A 16,340-nucleotide genomic window follows, 5' to 3' on the forward strand; every position below is an offset into this window, starting at 1 on the left:
ATGGCGTCGGAGACCAAGGCCGAAACCACAGCCAAAAACGACAAGAAGGGCGCTTCGGCGGTCGAACTCACCGAAGCCTCCGAGGGCTCGGCCGAACTGAGCGGCTCGGGCAGCGAGAAGGCCACTGGGCTGCCGCACCACAACCTGCTCTCCCGGCTCTACACCGGTACCGGGGCCTTCGAGGTGGTGGGACGGCGCAAGCTCTGGTACGGCATCAGCGGGGCGATCATGGCGATCGCGATCCTGAGCATCATCGTGCGCGGCTTCACGTTCGGGATCGATTTCAAGGGCGGCACCACGGTGTCGTTCCCGCGAGGCGACAGCCAGGTCACTCAGGTTGAAGAGGTTTTCCACAACGTCGTGGGCAGCGATCCCGAATCGGTCGTCACCGTGGGTAGCGGCGCTTCGGCGACCGTGCAGATCCGGTCCGAGACGCTGTCCAACGAACAGACGGAAAAGCTGCGCGACGCCCTGTTCGACGCGTTCCACCCCAAGGGGGCCGACGGCAAGCCCAGCAAGAAAGCCATCAGCGACGCCGCGGTATCGGAGACCTGGGGTGGGCAGATCACCAAGAAGGCGGTGATCGCCCTGGTGGTGTTCCTGGTGCTGGTCGCCACCTACATCACCGTGCGCTATGAGCGGTACATGACGATCTCGGCGATCGCGGCGATGATTTTCGACCTGACCGTCACCGCAGGGGTGTACTCGCTGGTGGGCTTCGAAGTCACCCCAGCCACCGTCATCGGACTGCTGACAATCCTCGGGTTCTCGCTCTATGACACCGTGATCGTGTTCGACAAGGTCGAAGAAAACACGCACGGCTTTCAGCACACCACTCGGCGCACCTTCGCCGAGCAGGCCAACCTGGCGGTGAACCAGACATTCATGCGCTCGATCAATACCAGCCTGATCTCCGTATTGCCGGTGCTGTCACTGATGGTGGTGGCGGTCTGGCTGCTGGGCGTCGGGACGTTGAAGGACCTGGCGCTGGTGCAGTTGATCGGCATCATTGTGGGCACCTACTCATCGATCTTCTTCGCCACTCCGTTGCTGGTGACCCTGCGTGAGCGCACCGAGCTGGTGCGGTCCCACACCCGCAAGGTGATCAAGCGTCGCACTCCGGCTTCGCGTGCGGCCGGCGAGCGCGCAGAAGCCGATGCCGAGTCGGGGCAGGAGCTCACCGAGACCACCGCCGCCGAGACATCGACAGAGACTGCGCGCCCGAGTGAGAAGGCTGACGCGAAGCCGGCCGCATCGAACAAGCCGGCGTCAGGTGCGCGCCCGGTGCGCCCCACCGCTACCAAACGTCCGACCGGCAAGCGCAACGCCGGCCGTCGGTAGTCGCGATGGCCAGCTGTCGTCGTGAACGCAACTTCAGCCGGTGGTCGGGATTGCGCAACGTCCTGCGGCGCGGTTTCGGGGGCAATGGGCACAAGATCGCCGCTGTCGGCGTCGCCGCGCTGGCTGCGGCATCCTCGCTGAGCGCGTGCTCGGGTAGTGCGGCGGGGCAGATCGACTATGTGGTTGATGGTCCGCTGCCCACCTACAACACCAACACCGTCACCGGAGCCGCATCCGCCGGAGCGCAGGCATTTGCCCGAGTGCTGACGGGGTTCGGGTACCACGGACCCGACGGCCAGGTGGTGGCCGACCACGACTTCGGAACGATCTCGGTAGTGGGCGGCGCGCCCTTGGTGCTCGATTATCAAATCGCCGACGACGCCGTCTATTCCGATGGCAAGCAGGTGACTTGTGACGACCTGGTGCTGGCCTGGGCCGCAGAATCCGGGCGTTACGCGGGTTTCGATGCCGCAACGCAGGCCGGTTACGTCGACATCGCCAACATCGAATGCACGCCCGGGCAGAAGAAGGCCCGAGTGTCCTTCATCCCGGATCGCGCGGTCGTCGACTACGCCCAGCTGTTCACCGCGACATCATTGATGCCGTCGCACGTCCTGGCCGATGAGCTTGGCATCGACGTCACCGCGGCGCTGCTGGACAACAAGGCTCCCCAGGTGGAGCAGATCGCGCGACTGTGGAATACCACCTGGGATCTCAAGCGGGGTGTGGATCTCAAACACTTCCCGTCTTCGGGGCCGTACAAGATCGAGTCGATTCTCGACGATGGTGGCGTGGTGCTCGTCGCCAACGACCGTTGGTGGGGCGCCAAGGCGATCACCAAGCGGGTCATCGTCCGGCCGCAGGGGGCCGACATCCAAGACCGGGTCAACAATCGTGACGTCGACGTGGTCGACGTCGCGGCCGGGTCCTCGGGGACCTTGACCACCCCCGACAATTACCAGCGCACGGATTCGCCATCGGAGGGAATCCAACAGCTGATCTTCTCGCCGAAGGGGCCGCTGGCCGATGTTCGGAATCGTCGCGCCGTCGCGTTGTGTACGCCACGGGACGCGATTTCGCGCGACGCCGGAGTTCCGATCGCCAACTCGCGGCTCAATCCGGCCACCGAGGACGCCATCGCCGGGGCCGACGGCACCACGGAGGGGGGCAAGTTCACCAAGGGTGATCCGGGCGCCGCACGCGATGCGCTCGGCGGTGCGCCGCTGACCCTGCGCATCGGCTACCACGGGCCCAATGCACGGCTGGCGGCCATCATCGGCGCCATCGCCAAATCGTGCGGGCCGGCCGGCATCTCGGTTTCTGATGTGACGCTGGACACAGTGGGGCCCGGGGCGCTTCGGGACGGCAAGATCGATGTTTTGCTGGCCAGTACCGGTGGGGCCTCCGGTAGCGGGTCCACGGGTTCGTCGTCGATGGATGCATATGACCTGCACAGCGGTAACGGAAACAACCTGTCGGGCTACGCAAATCCGCAAATTGACGGCATCATCAGTGCACTTGCGGTGTCCGCTGATCCGGCAGAGCGTGTCAGGTTGCTCGCCGAGGGGGCGCCGGTACTCTGGGATGATATGCCAACGTTGCCGTTGTATCGGCAGGAGCGCATGTTGCTGATGTCAAAAAAGATGTATGCCGTGAGCAGGAATCCGACTCGCTGGGGGGCAGGCTGGAACATGGACCGATGGGCGTTGATGCAGTGACAGATTTAGTGGTAACTGGGCGGGGGAGCGCCCCCGTCGCGGATCTGATCTCGTCGCTTACCAGGGACGTGGCAGATTTCCCCAAGCCTGGCATTCAGTTCAAGGATCTGACTCCGCTGTTTGCCGACCGTGAGGCGATGGCTGCGGTGATCGACGCGCTGGCCGACATTGCGGCCGGCACCGACCTGGTGGCCGGTATCGAGTCGCGTGGGTCGCTGGTTGCCGCGGCCCTGGCCGCACGCCTGGGCACCGGCGTGCTGTCCATTCGCAAGAGCGGCAAGCTGCCACCGCCGGTGCTCACCGAGGAATACGACAGGGAATATGGCGCTGCCAGCATGGAGATTCCCGCCGACAGCCTCGAGCTGCGGGGCCGCAGCGTGATGATCATCGATGATGTGTTGGCCACGGGTGGGACCCTCGGGGCGGCAACGCGCTTGCTGGAGCGCACTGGCGCCAGGGTGACCGGGGCGGCGGTGGTGGTCGAACTGACGGCGCTGCGCGGTCGCGAGGCGATCGCGCCGTTGCGGGTGCACAGTCTGAGCCGGGCCTAGTCTGCGCCGGCAGCGGCCGAGAACGAGCGGGGCAAGTCCAACTTTGGAGATATCCTCTAGGTCGGAGGTGACGACGGTGGCCGATGACCAAAGCACGACGCAGGCAGTCGTGCCGTCCGTCGAGTCGCCACCGGTGGTAGAGGCGCCCGAGGCGGCGCCGGCTGAGACCCTCAAGACAACCAGCAGCGCCTCCCGTCGGGTGCGTGCCCGGCTGGCCCGCCGGATAACCGCTCAGCGCAGCGCCATCAACCCGGTTCTCGAGCCATTGGTGGCGGTGCACCGCGAGGTGTACCCCAAGGCCGACCTTTCGCTGCTGCAGCGGGCTTACGAGGTCGCCGACCAGCGCCACGCCGGCCAGTTCCGGCATTCCGGTGATCCTTACATCACCCACCCGCTGGCGGTTGCCAACATCCTGGCCGAGTTGGGCATGGACAGCACCACCCTGGTGGCGGCGCTGCTGCACGACACCGTCGAAGACACCGGATACACCCTCGAGGCGCTTTCCGAAGAGTTCGGCGAGGAGGTGGGCCATCTTGTCGACGGGGTGACCAAGCTGGACCGGGTCGTGCTCGGTAGCGCCGCCGAAGGCGAGACCATCCGCAAAATGATCACCGCCATGGCTCGCGATCCGCGGGTGCTGGTGATCAAGGTGGCCGACCGGTTGCACAACATGCGCACCATGCGCTTTCTGCCCCCGGAGAAGCAGGCACGCAAGGCCCGCGAGACATTGGAAGTCATTGCCCCCCTGGCGCATCGACTGGGGATGGCCAGCGTCAAGTGGGAGCTCGAAGACCTGTCGTTCGCCATCCTGCATCCCAAGAAGTATGACGAGATCGTGCGTCTGGTGGCCGGCCGAGCGCCGTCGCGCGACACCTACCTGGCCAAGGTCCGTGCCGAGATCATCGCCACGCTGAGTGCATCGAAGATCAAGGCCACCGTGGAGGGGCGCCCCAAGCACTATTGGTCGATCTACCAGAAGATGATCGTCAAGGGCCGCGACTTCGACGACATCCACGACCTGGTCGGCATCCGCATCCTGTGCGACGAGATCCGGGACTGCTATGCCGCTGTGGGCGTGGTGCATTCGCTGTGGCAGCCGATGGCGGGGCGGTTCAAGGACTACATCGCCCAGCCCAGATACGGTGTGTACCAGTCGTTGCACACCACCGTGGTCGGCCCGGAGGGCAAGCCGCTGGAGGTGCAGATCCGCACCCGCGACATGCACCGCACCGCCGAATACGGCATCGCCGCGCACTGGCGCTACAAAGAGGCCAAGGGCCGCAACGGTGTTCCCCATCCACATGCGGCAGCCGAGATCGACGACATGGCGTGGATGCGTCAACTGCTCGACTGGCAGCGGGAGGCCGCCGACCCGGGCGAGTTCCTGGAGTCGTTGCGTTACGACCTTGCCGTACAAGAGATTTTTGTGTTCACACCCAAGGGTGATGTCATCACCTTGCCCACCGGATCGACACCGGTGGACTTCGCCTATGCGGTGCACACCGAGGTTGGCCACCGCTGCATCGGCGCCAGGGTCAACGGGCGGCTGGTGGCACTGGAACGCCAGCTGGAAAACGGCGAAGTGGTAGAGGTTTTCACCTCCAAGGCGCCCAATGCCGGGCCATCGCGGGACTGGCAGCAGTTCGTCGTCTCGCCACGCGCCGAGACCAAGATCCGGCAGTGGTTCGCCAAAGAGCGGCGTGAGGAGGCGCTGGAGGCGGGTAAGGAGGCGATTGCGCGCGAAGTGCGCCGCGGTGGGCTTCCGTTGCAGCGCTTGGTCAATGGCGAGTCCATGGGGGCGGTTGCCCGTGAGCTGCACTACACCGATGTGTCGGCGCTCTACACCGCCATTGGCGAGGGGCACGTGTCTGCCCGCCATGCCATGCAACGGCTGCTGGCCGAGCTTGGCGGCATCGACCAGGCCGAGGAGGAGCTCGCCGAGCGGGCCACGCCGACCACCATCCCGCGCCGTCCGCGCAGCTCCGACGATGTCGGGGTCTCGGTGCCCGGTGCCCCGGGCGTAATGACCAAGCTGGCTAAGTGCTGCACACCGGTTCCCGGCGACAACATCATGGGTTTTGTGACCCGCGGTGGCGGAGTCAGCGTGCATCGCACCGACTGCACCAACGCGGAGTCGCTCAAACAGCAGTCCGAGCGCATTATCGAGGTGCATTGGGCGCCGTCGCCGTCGTCGGTGTTCCTGGTCGCCATTCAGGTGGAGGCACTGGACCGGCACCGGTTGCTGTCGGATGTGACCCGAGTGCTGGCCGACGAGAAGGTCAACATCCTGTCGGCGTCGGTGACCACCTCGGGTGACCGGGTGGCGATCAGCCGGTTCACCTTCGAAATGGGCGACCCCAAGCACCTGGGGCATCTACTCAACGTCGTGCGCAACGTGGAGGGCGTGTACGACGTCTACCGGGTGACTTCGGCCGCCTAGAGACGGCCTGGAGCCGCCTAGCGGCGGCTACCGAGGCCGTTCACGGCGCTTTCCGGCTAGTCGAGGAACACCGACTTGATGGTCACATCAAGTGCTGGCGGTCCGTCCTCGCCGCCACCGGCGACACCGGCCTTGGCGATCTTGTCCAGCGTTTCCAGCCCGTCGGCTTGGATGGTGCCGAACACGGTGTACTGCGGCGGTAGCTGCGAGTCGCGATAGACCATGAAGAACTGGCTGCTGTTGGTATCCGGGCCGGCATTGGCCATGGCCAGGGTGCCGCGCGGATAGATCACCGGCTGGCGCAGTGCCGGGTCGTTGGGCGGGTACTGGTCGGTGGGGTACTCGTTGGCGAATTGGTAACCCGGACCGCCCGTTCCGTCGCCCTTCGGGTCGCCGCACTGCAGCACCGACAGCGTCGGCGAGGTGGTCAGCCGATGGCACTTGGTGTCCTTGAAGAAGCCCTGCTGCGCCAGGCTGGCGAAACTGTTTACCGTGCAAGGTGATTCGTTGTTGGCCAGCATGAGGCCGACCTTTCCTTGGCTGGTCATCATGCTCGCGCTCACCTGGGCCGGTTCGGTCGGCACCTTGCCCGACCGCGGCGGCTTGGCCGGCTTGGCGGCCTTGTCCAGGGATGCCGGGTATTGGCAGTTGGCACCGAGGTTGGCCGAAGGCTTGAACGCCGGCAGCGGCGGTACCGAGTCGTCGGCGGGTGCAGCGGCGGAGCTGGTCGGCTCGGAACTGCTGGGGCTCGCGGAGGCGGTGGTCTTGTGATCGCCCTTGTTGATCACCACAACGACCACTACGGCGGCGATCACGGCGACCGCGGCCACTGCGCTACCCACGATCATCAGGATCCGCCGGCGCTTGGCCTGCTTGGCGCGGCGCTCCAGCTGCCGCTCTAGTTTGCGCTTGGCTGTGGCACGTCGCTGCTGGTTGGTCGGCACGGCCGATGGCCTCCCTGCTTGTCCGGTGAATCGGGCCGAGTGGCCAGCCCAGGCTAATGTCAGCGCCGAAATCCTTGTCAAGCACCCCACGGTGTTGGCCCATATCGTCGCCGGTCCGCGGGAATGGGAAACTGGGAATCGTGTTGATCACCGGATTTCCCGCCGGCGTGTTGCAGTGCAATTGTTACGTGCTGGCCGAGCGGCCTGGAACGGACGCTATCATCGTCGACCCCGGCCAGCGTGCGATGGGCCAACTGCGTCGCATTCTGGACAAGAACCGGCTGACTCCGGCCGCGGTGTTGATCACCCACGGGCACATCGACCACATGTGGTCCGCTCAGAAGGTCTCGGATACGTTCGGCTGCCCGACCTACATCCATCCCGAGGACCGATTCATGCTCAAAGACCCCATCTACGGCCTGGGGCCGCGGGTGGCACAGCTGTTCGCCGGTGCCTTCTTCCGTGAGCCCAAACAGGTCGTCGAACTGGACTGCGACGGCGACAAGATCGACCTCGGCAACATCTGCGTCAACGTGGATCACACACCCGGGCACACCCGCGGATCGGTGTGCTTTCGGGTGCCGCAGGCGGCCAAAGATGACCGCGACGTCGTATTCACCGGCGACACGCTGTTCGAGCGCTCCATCGGCCGCTCCGATCTGTTCGGAGGCAGCGGCCGTGACCTGCTGCGTTCGATCGTCGACAAGCTGCTGGTGCTCGACGACAAGACCGTGGTGCTTCCCGGGCACGGCAACTCCACCAGCATCGGTGCCGAACGGCGCTTCAACCCGTTCCTGGAAGGGTTGAGCACGTGACGGAATTCTGTGCTCCCAAAGGCGTGCCGGACTACGTGCCACCGGACTCGGCGCAGTTTGTGGCGGTGCGCGACGGCCTGCTGACGGCCGCCCGCCGGGCCGGCTACGGCCACATCGAACTGCCGATCTTCGAGGACACCGCGCTGTTTGCCCGTGGCGTGGGTGAATCAACCGACGTGGTGTCCAAAGAGATGTACACGTTTGCCGACCGTGGTGACCGTTCGGTGACGCTGCGGCCCGAGGGCACCGCTGGGGTGGTGCGGGCGGTGATCGAACACGGCCTGGACCGTGGGGCGCTGCCGGTCAAGCTGTGTTACGCGGGTCCGTTCTTCCGCTACGAGCGTCCGCAGGCCGGCCGGTATCGCCAGTTGCAGCAGGTTGGCGTGGAGGCGATCGGGGTGGACGATCCGGCGCTGGACGCCGAGGTGATCGCCATCGCCGACGCGGGCTTCCGTTCGCTGGGGCTGGACGGGTTCCGGTTGGAAATCACTTCGCTCGGTGATGAGACCTGTCGGCCGCAGTACCGAGAACTGTTGCAGGAGTTTCTGTTCGGTTTGGACCTCGACGATGAGACCCGCCGGCGCGCTGCACTCAACCCATTGCGGGTGCTCGACGACAAGCGCCCGGAGGTGCGGGCGATGACCGCCGAGGCCCCGGTGCTGCTCGACCACCTCTCCGATGTCGCCAAGCAGCACTTTGACACGGTGCTGGCGCATCTGGACGCGCTCAGGGTGCCCTATGTCATCAACCCGCGCATGGTGCGCGGGCTCGACTACTACACCAAGACCACCTTCGAATTCGTGCACGACGGGTTGGGCGCACAGTCCGGCATCGGTGGCGGGGGCCGCTACGACGGCCTGATGAAGCAGTTGGGCGGGCAGGACCTGTCGGGCATCGGGTTCGGGCTGGGTGTCGATCGGACGATGCTGGCGTTGCGCGCCGAAGGCAAGAGCGTGGGGGAGAGCGCCCGCTGCGACGTGTTCGGGGTGCCATTGAGCGAGCAGGCGAAGCTGACGCTGGCGGTGCTGGCCGGGCAGCTCCGGGCCTCGGGTGTTCGCGTCGACCTCGCCTACGGTGACCGTGGGCTCAAGGGCGCGATGCGTGCGGCTGACCGCTCCGGTGCGCGCGTTGCGCTGGTCGCCGGGGATCGCGACATCGAGGCGGGCACGGTCGGGGTGAAGGACCTCGGTACCGGCGAGCAGGTATCGGTGTCGACGGATTCGGTTGTCGACGACGTGATTTCCAAGCTCGGACGCTAGCCCGGCCGCGCCCCCGTCGGGGCGATCGCCGTTCGTGTCGTACCCCCGTGGTAGTATCGAATGTATGTTCGAATTCTGGTACGCCAGTCGTGCGACATCCGAGTCGGCGGCGTTGCTGGATCGGGTGGGTGAGGCCGCGCGGTCAGAGGCGCAGTCAGCGGCCGGGCGCCTGGTGGCGATCGGGGAGTTGTTCGTACTGCGGTGCCGCGAGTCGGGGGAGCGGGCCCAGTGGGCAACCGATACCTGGGAGGCGGTCGCCGCCCAGGTATCGGCCAGGTTGCGCTGCAGCGTGGCGATGGGGGCGAGCTATCTGCGCTATGCGATGGCGATGCGGGATCGGCTGCCGCTGGTCGGCAAGGTGTTCGAGTCCGGTGACATCGACTATCGGAGCTTTCAGACAATTGTGTTTCGCACCGATCTGATCGCCGATGCCGACGTGTTGGCCAAGGTGGATGCCCAGGTGGCGGCGCTGGTATCGCGTCGCCCCTCGCTGACGCGCGGTGGGCTGGGCGCGGCGGTCGACCAGATTGTCACCAAGGTCGATCATGACGCGGTGCGCCAGGCGCACAAGGCGGCCTCGGACCGGTACGTCGACGTCATTGGGAATGGTTCGGGAATGGCCTGGGTGGAGGGCAGTGTGGTTGCCACCGCTGGGCAAGCCCTTGATCGGCGACTCGATGAGTTGGTGGCCACCGTGTGTGCGGCCGATCCGCGCACGCGCAAGCAGCGGCGCGCCGACGCGTTGGGGGCGCTGGCCGCCGGTATCGAGCGGCTGGTGTGCGGTTGTGGGTCGGCTCAGTGCGCGGTGTCGGAACCGGAGCGTTCGAGCAACATCGTGATACATGTCATTGCCGAGCGGGCCAGCGTCGAGGGCGCGGGGACCGCGCCGGGCGTGCTGGCGGGGTCGGAGTGGCTTGTCCCGGCCGAGTTGGTCGCCGAGCTAGCCAAGTCCGCCAGGCTGGTGCCCGTGATCCGGCCGGCCGAGATTGCCGAACCGAGATACACCCCATCGGCGCAACTGGCTGACTTTGTGCGCTGTCGCGACCTCACTTGCCGGGCTCCCGGGTGTGACCGCCCGGCCGCCGACTGCGACGTCGACCACACGGTGCCCTACGCGGCTGGCGGCCTCACGCACCCCTCGAACCTGAAATGCCTATGCCGCAAACACCATCTGCTGAAGACGTTCTGGGGTTGGCGCGACCAGCAGTTGCCCGATGGAACCGTGATCTGGGGTCTGCCCGACGGGCATGTCTATGTCACCACCCCGGGTAGCGCGTGGTTGTTCCCCTCGCTGTGTGCACCCACCGGCCGCGTGCCCACGAGGTCGGCCGCGCAGGGCGCTTGTGGCGACGGTCGGGGCGCGATGATGCCCCAACGGCGTCGCACTCGGGCTCAGCAACGGGCCCATCTGATCGCTACCGAACGCCGTCGCAACCGGCAGGCGCGCCAACCCCGCACCGTGTTCGCGCAGGGTTCGGACTTGCAGACCCGCACCTGCGCCGCTGCCGAGGAACCGCCGCCCTTCTAGCTGGCTCGTTGCGCCGTCAAAGATGCGTGCAAGCGATGTACTTCGTTCTGTGTTGTCGAGCTCAGACGACTATCGCTGCGACCTGAATTCCGGTAGCAAGCCACCTTTCGCGAACTTCATCGAGTTCATGGGCGGGTCGGCGCCGGCTTCATTGCAAACGCCACCGCCGAGACCCGCCTGATGCGCGCTCGACGGGCAGGTCTAGGTGACTATCCCGGGCGGCAAAAGCGAGTTAGTCGGGCGCTTGACTAGAAATCGAACTAGTGTTCGAATATGTGGTATGCGCTGGTGTGCCCAGGCCCTGGCGGTCAACGGGGAGCCCGTCGATGACGGAGCGCTACCCGGGCTGCAGCGCATCGGGTTGGTTCGAAGCGTCCGCTCGCCGCACTTCGAGGGCATGACGTTTCATGAAGTGCTCTGCAAGTCCGCGCTGAACAAGGTGCCCAACGCCGCCGCGTTGCCTTTCCGCTACACCGTCAACGGCTACCGCGGCTGCATGCATGCCTGTCGTTACTGTTTCGCCCGTCCCACCCATGAGTACCTCGACTTCGACTCGGGTGCGGATTTCGATACCCAGATCGTGGTCAAGACCAATGTCGCCGAAGTGCTGCGCCGCGAGTTGCGCCGGCCATCGTGGCGGCGCGAGACCGTCGCGCTCGGCACCAACACCGATCCCTACCAGCGCGCGGAGGGCCGTTACGCGCTGATGCCGGGAATCATTGGCGCGCTCGCCGGATCGGGAACCCCGCTGTCCATCCTGACCAAGGGCACACTGCTGCGCCGGGATCTGCCACTGCTGGACGAGGTGTCCGGGCAGGTGCCGGTGTCGGTGGCCGTGTCGCTGGCCATCGCCGACCCGGACCTGCACAAGGAGATCGAGCCCGGCACGCCGGCCCCGCAGGCCCGGCTGGGTCTGATCGCCGCAATCCGCGACGCCGGTCTGGATTGTCATGTGATGGTTGCCCCGGTACTACCGCACCTCACCGACTCCGCTGCGCACCTCGATCTCTTGCTCGGCCAGATCGCGGCGGCCGGTGCTACCGGTGTCACGGCTTTCGGGCTGCATCTGCGCGGAGCGACGCGCGGTTGGTTCATGTCCTGGCTGGCCCGGGCGCACCCGGACCTCGTCGGCACCTATCGGGAGCTGCATCTGCGCGGCGCCTACTTGCCGCCGTACTACCGCGACATGCTCAGGCAACGCGTGGCGCCACTGGTCGCCAAGCATCGGCTGGGCGGTACCCCGCGCCCGTCCTCGCCGGTCGCCGAAGCGGAGGTCATGCCCGTTCCCGAGCAGGCGACCCTATTTTGACGCGGCGTTAATCACCACGCGGCTTGGTCAGCGTGAATTCGTCGACAACCGTGGTCGCCCCGAACAACCCGGTCACCGCGTAGTGCGTCGCCTTGATCGATGTGTGGCCGCCGGGTTGGCCGGGATCGACATCGAAGGCCGCAAAGCCGTAGGGGTTGTCGTGGTCACGGAACGCCGACCATGGTGCGTCCTCGAGCACGTAGATCGATGGCCGGGACCGCTCGCCGGGATCGTATGGGCCGACCGCGGTCACGACCCGGCAGCGGGGTTCGGGGAAGAACAACTGGTTGCTGGTCAGCGACCGCCCCCCGCAACCGATGACCAGGTGCACCGTTCCCCGGGTCGCGTCGATCACGTCACCGCGGGTGTCCACGGGGATCGGCGTTCGGGTCTGGGTGTCCATCGCGCCGCGCAGCGGATGTGACCGCTCGTAGTGGTGCTCATGGCCGCACAACACGAGATCGACCTCGTATTGGTCGAACAACGGCAGCCACTCCTGTCGGATGCCCAGGTCGGCGCCGTTGAAATGATCGGCGGTCGAGATGGCCGTCTGGTGCATGCACACGATCACCCAGTCGACCGCCGGGTCGCGGCGCGCCGCGGCGAGTTCGGTTTGCAGCCAACGTCTTTGCTCACCACCCGAATAGCCGTGTACGTAGGAGCTGCCGGCGTCCTGAAAACACACATCATCGTTGCTCAGGCTGATCACCCGCACCGAGCCGGCGGTGAAGGAGTACCGCAGCCCGCGCAACTCCTGGCTGGCCCCAGAGTCGGGCACCGAGAAATAGGTTTGGTAGGCGCCGTAACCGATTGGCCCATTGCCCAATTCATTTTCGTGATTGCCGGCCGCGGGCATCCATGGCCGGTAACGCGCTGAACGGCCGTTGGTTTCCAGCCAGTCCGACCAGGTGCGAATGCGGTCGTGTGCCATGTTTGCGTAGCACAGGTCGCCGTTGACTAGGTTGAACAACGGGGCCATGCGCTCGATCGCGATGGTGATGTCGCCCGCGGCAGGCGTTCCGCCGTTGTCGCTCACGTATCGACCGTCGGAGAACCTGCCCAGTGTTGGCGTGCCCTGATCCCCGAAGCTGTTGAAGCGCAGCGGTTTTCGCCCCAATGGCGCGGTTCGCACGGTGCCCAGTTGTGGATCCGCGCCGTCGTGGACCGCGGCGTATACGTAGTCGCTATCTGGTGTGAGGTTGGTTAGCCGGGCGTGGTTGACGCGAACCTCGGTATTGGACTTCGCATCCCGATAGGTTCGGGTCTCGGCGCTGACGACGCGGCCGAACCCGGACGCGGGGATTTCCCGCATGACTCGCGGATTCTGGACCGCGTCAACGCTGTGCCACGACACGACGACCTCGGTGGCGGCGTTCTTGCCATATTGCAGATGCAGACCGCCAACCGGTTGCGCGCTGGTGCGATCGGGCTGATACCAGACACTGGGACCGCGCCCGGGCCGCAGCAGTGCCGCCCCGCCCAGGCCGATGCCCGCTCCGACGGCGGCCGACGCAAGACCCGTCGTCAGCAACTTGCGGCGGCTGGGTCCCACGGGTTGCGGGTCATCGGGTTGATCCAGATCGTCGGGCATTACTGCCTTCATACCCCAGTCGGGTTAACACCGGTTGGCTAGTGCAGGTGCGGCTTGAGTAGTGCGGCCTGTCCGATGCGCGCCGGATTCGTCGCCAGCCACTCGCGGGTGGCCTGGTGCGAGCGCGGGATAAGGGTTGCCGATTGCGAGAAGTCGGCTCCGGATATGGATACCGGACAAAGCGGCCGAATGACGCGCAGATCGACGGTCTGCTCGAAGCGCTCGATATCGACGGCGAGGCGGTGGTTGACCGCCAGCGTCATCGCGTGCAGGACCATTGTGACCGCCGAGGCTGGCAAGGTCTGCAGATCGCACGAATAGCCGGTCGGCAATACCCAGATCTTGTCGGCCCCCAGCGCCACCGCGTGCGACACCGGGGTGTTGTTCACCACACCGCCGTCGATGAGCTCACGCCCGTTGATGCTGACCGGGGGGAATATCCCGGGAATGGCTGCGCTGGCTGCGATCGCATCGACGGCGTTGCCGGAGGACAGCAATACGTCGGTGCCGGAGATGACGTCGGTGGCCACCACGTGCAGCGGGATCGGTGCATCCTCGAGATTGGTGAATTCAAGTTCCCTGCTGAGGATGCGCCGCAGACCCGTGTTGGGGACCAAGTGCTGGCGCCGGCCGAGGAAGCCCATCACCCCGGTGACCGGTTGAGTGGGAAATATCTCTTTTCGGGTGAGGGACCGCCACAATCCGGCCAGAGCCCGAATCCCGGCAGCATCGGGCCGCGACGCGATCCACCCACCGTTGAGCGCGCCGACCGAGGTGCCGATGATCAGGTCTGGTGTGATGCCTTCGTCGGCCAAGGCTTGCAGCATCCCGACCTGTATCGCTCCGAGGCTTGCGCCGCCGGACAAGACGAATGCGGTGGTCACGCTTGCATCGTAGGGACGATTACCCGCCATGTCGGACGAATTGCGGACCGCGGCCATCGGTAACGAATCCGGTAGCGTTTTCGATATGACGAACGTGCGAAAGAGGGCGAGCGCGGTCTCAGTGACGGGGGCGGTGGTCGCGATTGCCGCGGTGGTAGCTACGCCCGCGATCGCTCATGCAGATCCAGCTGGGCATCAGGTGACTTACACGGTCACGACCACCAGCGATCTGACCGCCAACATTCAGTACATGAATGTCGATCCGCCCAGCCAGTCGGCGTTTGATGCCGATTCCTCGAAATACCTGACCTCCGTGCACACCCCGATCACCGGCGGCCAACCGTTGGTCTACACGGCCACACTGCAGAACCCGAGTCAGTGGGCCATCGTCACGGCCAGCGGTGGCCTTCGGATCAATCCCGAATTCCACTGCGAGATCGCCGTCGACGGACAGGTGGTGGTGTCGCAGAACGGTGGCAGCGGAGTCACCTGCTCGACCCGGCCGTGGTAACGCTCCGCTAGTCACCGGCCGCCGAGTTCGGCCCCCGCGACCACCACGACTTCGGCCCGTTCGGTGCCGACCGCCCTTAGCTTGTGGCCGACCGAGGCGTCGAAGTAGGCGCTGTCGCCGGTGCCGAGCGTGATGGTCTGGTCGCCGTAGTCGAGTTCGACGCTGCCCGTGTGCACAAAGACGAACTCCTGGCCGGTGTGCTCCGGATGCGGACCGTCGGAGGCGCAGTCCTGCCCGGCGGTCGGCCGAACAACAAACGGCGACATGGTTTTTCCAAGTTGCGTCGACGCCAGCACGTGGTAGCGCCCGGATTAGGGCCCTAGACGGTCGTGGGCGCGGTCGACGGTGATCGTCTCGTGGGCGGACTCGTCTGAGAAGAGCCGCCCGACGTCGACGTCGAGTCCCCGCGCGACCTTGAGCGCCACCGCGATCGAGGGCGTGCTCTGTCCCCGCTCGATCTTGGACAGGTAGCTCTTGGTGAGCCCGGCTCGCTGGGCGAGTTGTTCCAGGGCGAGCCCGCGCTGCCGGCGGACCGCGCGCAGCAGTGCTGTCACTGTCCAGCTCCTAACCCGCCAAAATTCGAGGACACAAAGTTTCCTATAGTGCTACTATCGTGTCATATCAACGATATGCAAGGGAGCCTCGGATGGCAACCACTTTCTCCGATTCCAAGTCCGAATTGATGCGACGGGCCCAGGAACGCCTCGATGCCCAGACGCCCGAATCTCAGCTGACCACCCGGCAAAAGGTCGCGTTGACCTGCCGGGCATTGTTCGACGCCGGCCACGATTCCGGTCTGGCCGGGCAGATCACCGCGCGTGCGCAGCGGCCCGGCACCTATTACACCCAACAACTCGGCTTGAGATTCGACGAGATCACCGAAGACAACTTGCTGTTGGTCGACGAGGACCTCAATGTTCTCGAGGGCTCCGCAATGGCCAACCCGGCAAATCGATTTCACAGCTGGATCTACCGCGAACGGCCGGACGTGCAGTGCATCGTTCATACCCACGGGTTCCACACCGCGGCGTTGTCGATGCTGAAGGTGCCGCTGGTCGTTTCGCACATGGACACCACGCCGCTCTATGACGACTGCGCTTTCCTCGCCGACTGGCCAGGCGTGCCGGTGGGTAACGAGGAAGGCGAGATCATCAGCGCCGCATTGGGAAACAAGAAGGCGATCCTTCTTGCGCACCACGGGCAGTTGATAGCCGGCGTCAGCATCGAGGAGGCCTGCACGCTGGCGGTCCTGATCGAACGCGCCGCCAAACTGCAACTGGCGGCCATGAGTGCGGGAACAATCGCCGAACTACCGGACCAACTGGCCCGCGAGGCTCACGATTGGACCCTGACACCTTCCCGCAGCCGGGCGAACTTTGCCTACTACGCGCGTCGCGCACTGGCCCGTCACCCCGATGCGCTGAGCAGCTGATTGGTCAATCCGTTCAC

13 protein-coding genes and 1 pseudogene are annotated in these 16,340 nt (G+C 65.6%); 10 read left to right on the forward strand and 4 right to left on the reverse strand.

What is annotated here, in order from left to right:
• The 4 genes from secF to MPSD_RS10645 all read left to right on the forward strand — a co-directional run bounded on the left by secF (position 1) and on the right by MPSD_RS10645 (position 6,050).
• Positions 1–1,341, forward strand: coding sequence for a protein translocase subunit SecF (gene secF / locus MPSD_RS10630; RefSeq protein WP_020787893.1), 1,341 nt, complete (start codon positions 1–3; stop codon positions 1,339–1,341).
• A gap of 5 nt (positions 1,342–1,346) precedes the next feature.
• A complete protein-coding gene (locus MPSD_RS10635) occupies positions 1,347–3,059 on the forward strand; it encodes an ABC transporter substrate-binding protein (protein WP_232022809.1) in 1,713 nt (570 codons plus the stop codon).
• The gene (locus tag MPSD_RS10640; RefSeq protein WP_015355866.1) at positions 3,041–3,610 is read left to right on the forward strand and encodes an adenine phosphoribosyltransferase; all 570 of its coding nucleotides are present in this window, start codon (positions 3,041–3,043) and stop codon (positions 3,608–3,610) included. The genes MPSD_RS10635 and MPSD_RS10640 overlap by 19 nt, the downstream gene beginning before the upstream one ends.
• Positions 3,611–3,686: 76 nt before the next feature.
• Positions 3,687–6,050 (forward strand): RelA/SpoT family protein, encoded by a 2,364-nt coding sequence (locus MPSD_RS10645; protein WP_020787890.1) that lies wholly within the window; start codon positions 3,687–3,689, stop codon positions 6,048–6,050.
• A 56-nt stretch (positions 6,051–6,106) separates the two neighbouring features.
• On the opposite strand, the gene MPSD_RS10650 is transcribed toward MPSD_RS10645, so the two are convergent.
• Complete coding sequence (locus tag MPSD_RS10650; RefSeq protein WP_020787889.1) at positions 6,107–6,994, reverse strand: peptidylprolyl isomerase; 888 nt, start codon at positions 6,992–6,994, stop codon at positions 6,107–6,109.
• Positions 6,995–7,134: 140 nt separating this feature from the next.
• Between MPSD_RS10650 and MPSD_RS10655 the strand changes: the two genes are divergently transcribed.
• The 4 genes from MPSD_RS10655 to MPSD_RS10670 all read left to right on the forward strand — a co-directional run bounded on the left by MPSD_RS10655 (position 7,135) and on the right by MPSD_RS10670 (position 11,905).
• Positions 7,135–7,809, forward strand: coding sequence for an MBL fold metallo-hydrolase (locus MPSD_RS10655; RefSeq protein ID WP_020787888.1), 675 nt, complete (start codon positions 7,135–7,137; stop codon positions 7,807–7,809).
• On the forward strand, positions 7,806–9,068 hold the full coding sequence (gene hisS / locus MPSD_RS10660; protein WP_015355863.1) for a histidine--tRNA ligase: 1,263 nt from the start codon (positions 7,806–7,808) through the stop codon (positions 9,066–9,068). Before MPSD_RS10655 ends, hisS begins: the two co-directional genes overlap by 4 nt.
• A 64-nt stretch (positions 9,069–9,132) precedes the next feature.
• Positions 9,133–10,596: an HNH endonuclease signature motif containing protein gene (locus tag MPSD_RS10665; RefSeq protein WP_020787887.1), complete on the forward strand. Its 1,464-nt coding sequence runs from the start codon at positions 9,133–9,135 to the stop codon at positions 10,594–10,596.
• Between the two features lie 280 nt (positions 10,597–10,876).
• Positions 10,877–11,905 (forward strand): Rv2578c family radical SAM protein, encoded by a 1,029-nt coding sequence (locus tag MPSD_RS10670; RefSeq protein ID WP_020787885.1) that lies wholly within the window; start codon positions 10,877–10,879, stop codon positions 11,903–11,905.
• 7 nt (positions 11,906–11,912) lie between these two features.
• On the opposite strand, the gene MPSD_RS10675 is transcribed toward MPSD_RS10670, so the two are convergent.
• Together MPSD_RS10675 and MPSD_RS10680 are read right to left on the reverse strand one after the other, a co-directional pair.
• A complete protein-coding gene (locus MPSD_RS10675) occupies positions 11,913–13,496 on the reverse strand; it encodes a purple acid phosphatase family protein (protein ID WP_086084654.1) in 1,584 nt (527 codons plus the stop codon).
• A gap of 38 nt (positions 13,497–13,534) precedes the next feature.
• Complete coding sequence (locus MPSD_RS10680) at positions 13,535–14,380, reverse strand: patatin-like phospholipase family protein (RefSeq protein WP_036427405.1); 846 nt, start codon at positions 14,378–14,380, stop codon at positions 13,535–13,537.
• Positions 14,381–14,408: 28 nt separating this feature from the next.
• On the opposite strand from MPSD_RS10680, the gene MPSD_RS10685 reads away from it, so the two are divergent.
• Positions 14,409–14,891 (forward strand): hypothetical protein, encoded by a 483-nt coding sequence (locus tag MPSD_RS10685; protein WP_174524046.1) that lies wholly within the window; start codon positions 14,409–14,411, stop codon positions 14,889–14,891.
• Between the two features lie 11 nt (positions 14,892–14,902).
• On the opposite strand, the pseudogene MPSD_RS10690 reads toward MPSD_RS10685, so the two are convergent.
• A pseudogene (locus tag MPSD_RS10690) lies at positions 14,903–15,445 on the reverse strand (helix-turn-helix domain-containing protein).
• A gap of 92 nt (positions 15,446–15,537) precedes the next feature.
• On the opposite strand from MPSD_RS10690, the gene MPSD_RS10695 reads away from it, so the two are divergent.
• Positions 15,538–16,323: an aldolase gene (locus MPSD_RS10695; protein ID WP_020787880.1), complete on the forward strand. Its 786-nt coding sequence runs from the start codon at positions 15,538–15,540 to the stop codon at positions 16,321–16,323.
• Positions 16,324–16,340 lie beyond the last annotated feature (17 nt).

This window comes from Mycobacterium pseudoshottsii JCM 15466 (assembly GCF_003584745.1).
Taxonomy (GTDB): Bacteria; Actinomycetota; Actinomycetes; order Mycobacteriales; family Mycobacteriaceae; genus Mycobacterium; species Mycobacterium marinum.

Coding starts and splice junctions, on each gene's coding strand:
- secF (WP_020787893.1), top strand. CDS start 1: ATGGCGTCGGAGACCAAGGCCGAAACCACAGCCAAAAACGACAAGAAG.
- MPSD_RS10635 (WP_232022809.1), top strand. CDS start 1,347: ATGGCCAGCTGTCGTCGTGAACGCAACTTCAGCCGGTGGTCGGGATTG.
- MPSD_RS10640 (WP_015355866.1), top strand. CDS start 3,041: ATGGGCGTTGATGCAGTGACAGATTTAGTGGTAACTGGGCGGGGGAGC.
- MPSD_RS10665 (WP_020787887.1), top strand. CDS start 9,133: ATGTTCGAATTCTGGTACGCCAGTCGTGCGACATCCGAGTCGGCGGCG.
- MPSD_RS10670 (WP_020787885.1), top strand. CDS start 10,877: ATGCGCTGGTGTGCCCAGGCCCTGGCGGTCAACGGGGAGCCCGTCGAT.
- MPSD_RS10675 (WP_086084654.1), bottom strand. CDS start 13,496: ATGCCCGACGATCTGGATCAACCCGATGACCCGCAACCCGTGGGACCC.
- MPSD_RS10685 (WP_174524046.1), top strand. CDS start 14,409: ATGTCGGACGAATTGCGGACCGCGGCCATCGGTAACGAATCCGGTAGC.
- MPSD_RS10695 (WP_020787880.1), top strand. CDS start 15,538: ATGGCAACCACTTTCTCCGATTCCAAGTCCGAATTGATGCGACGGGCC.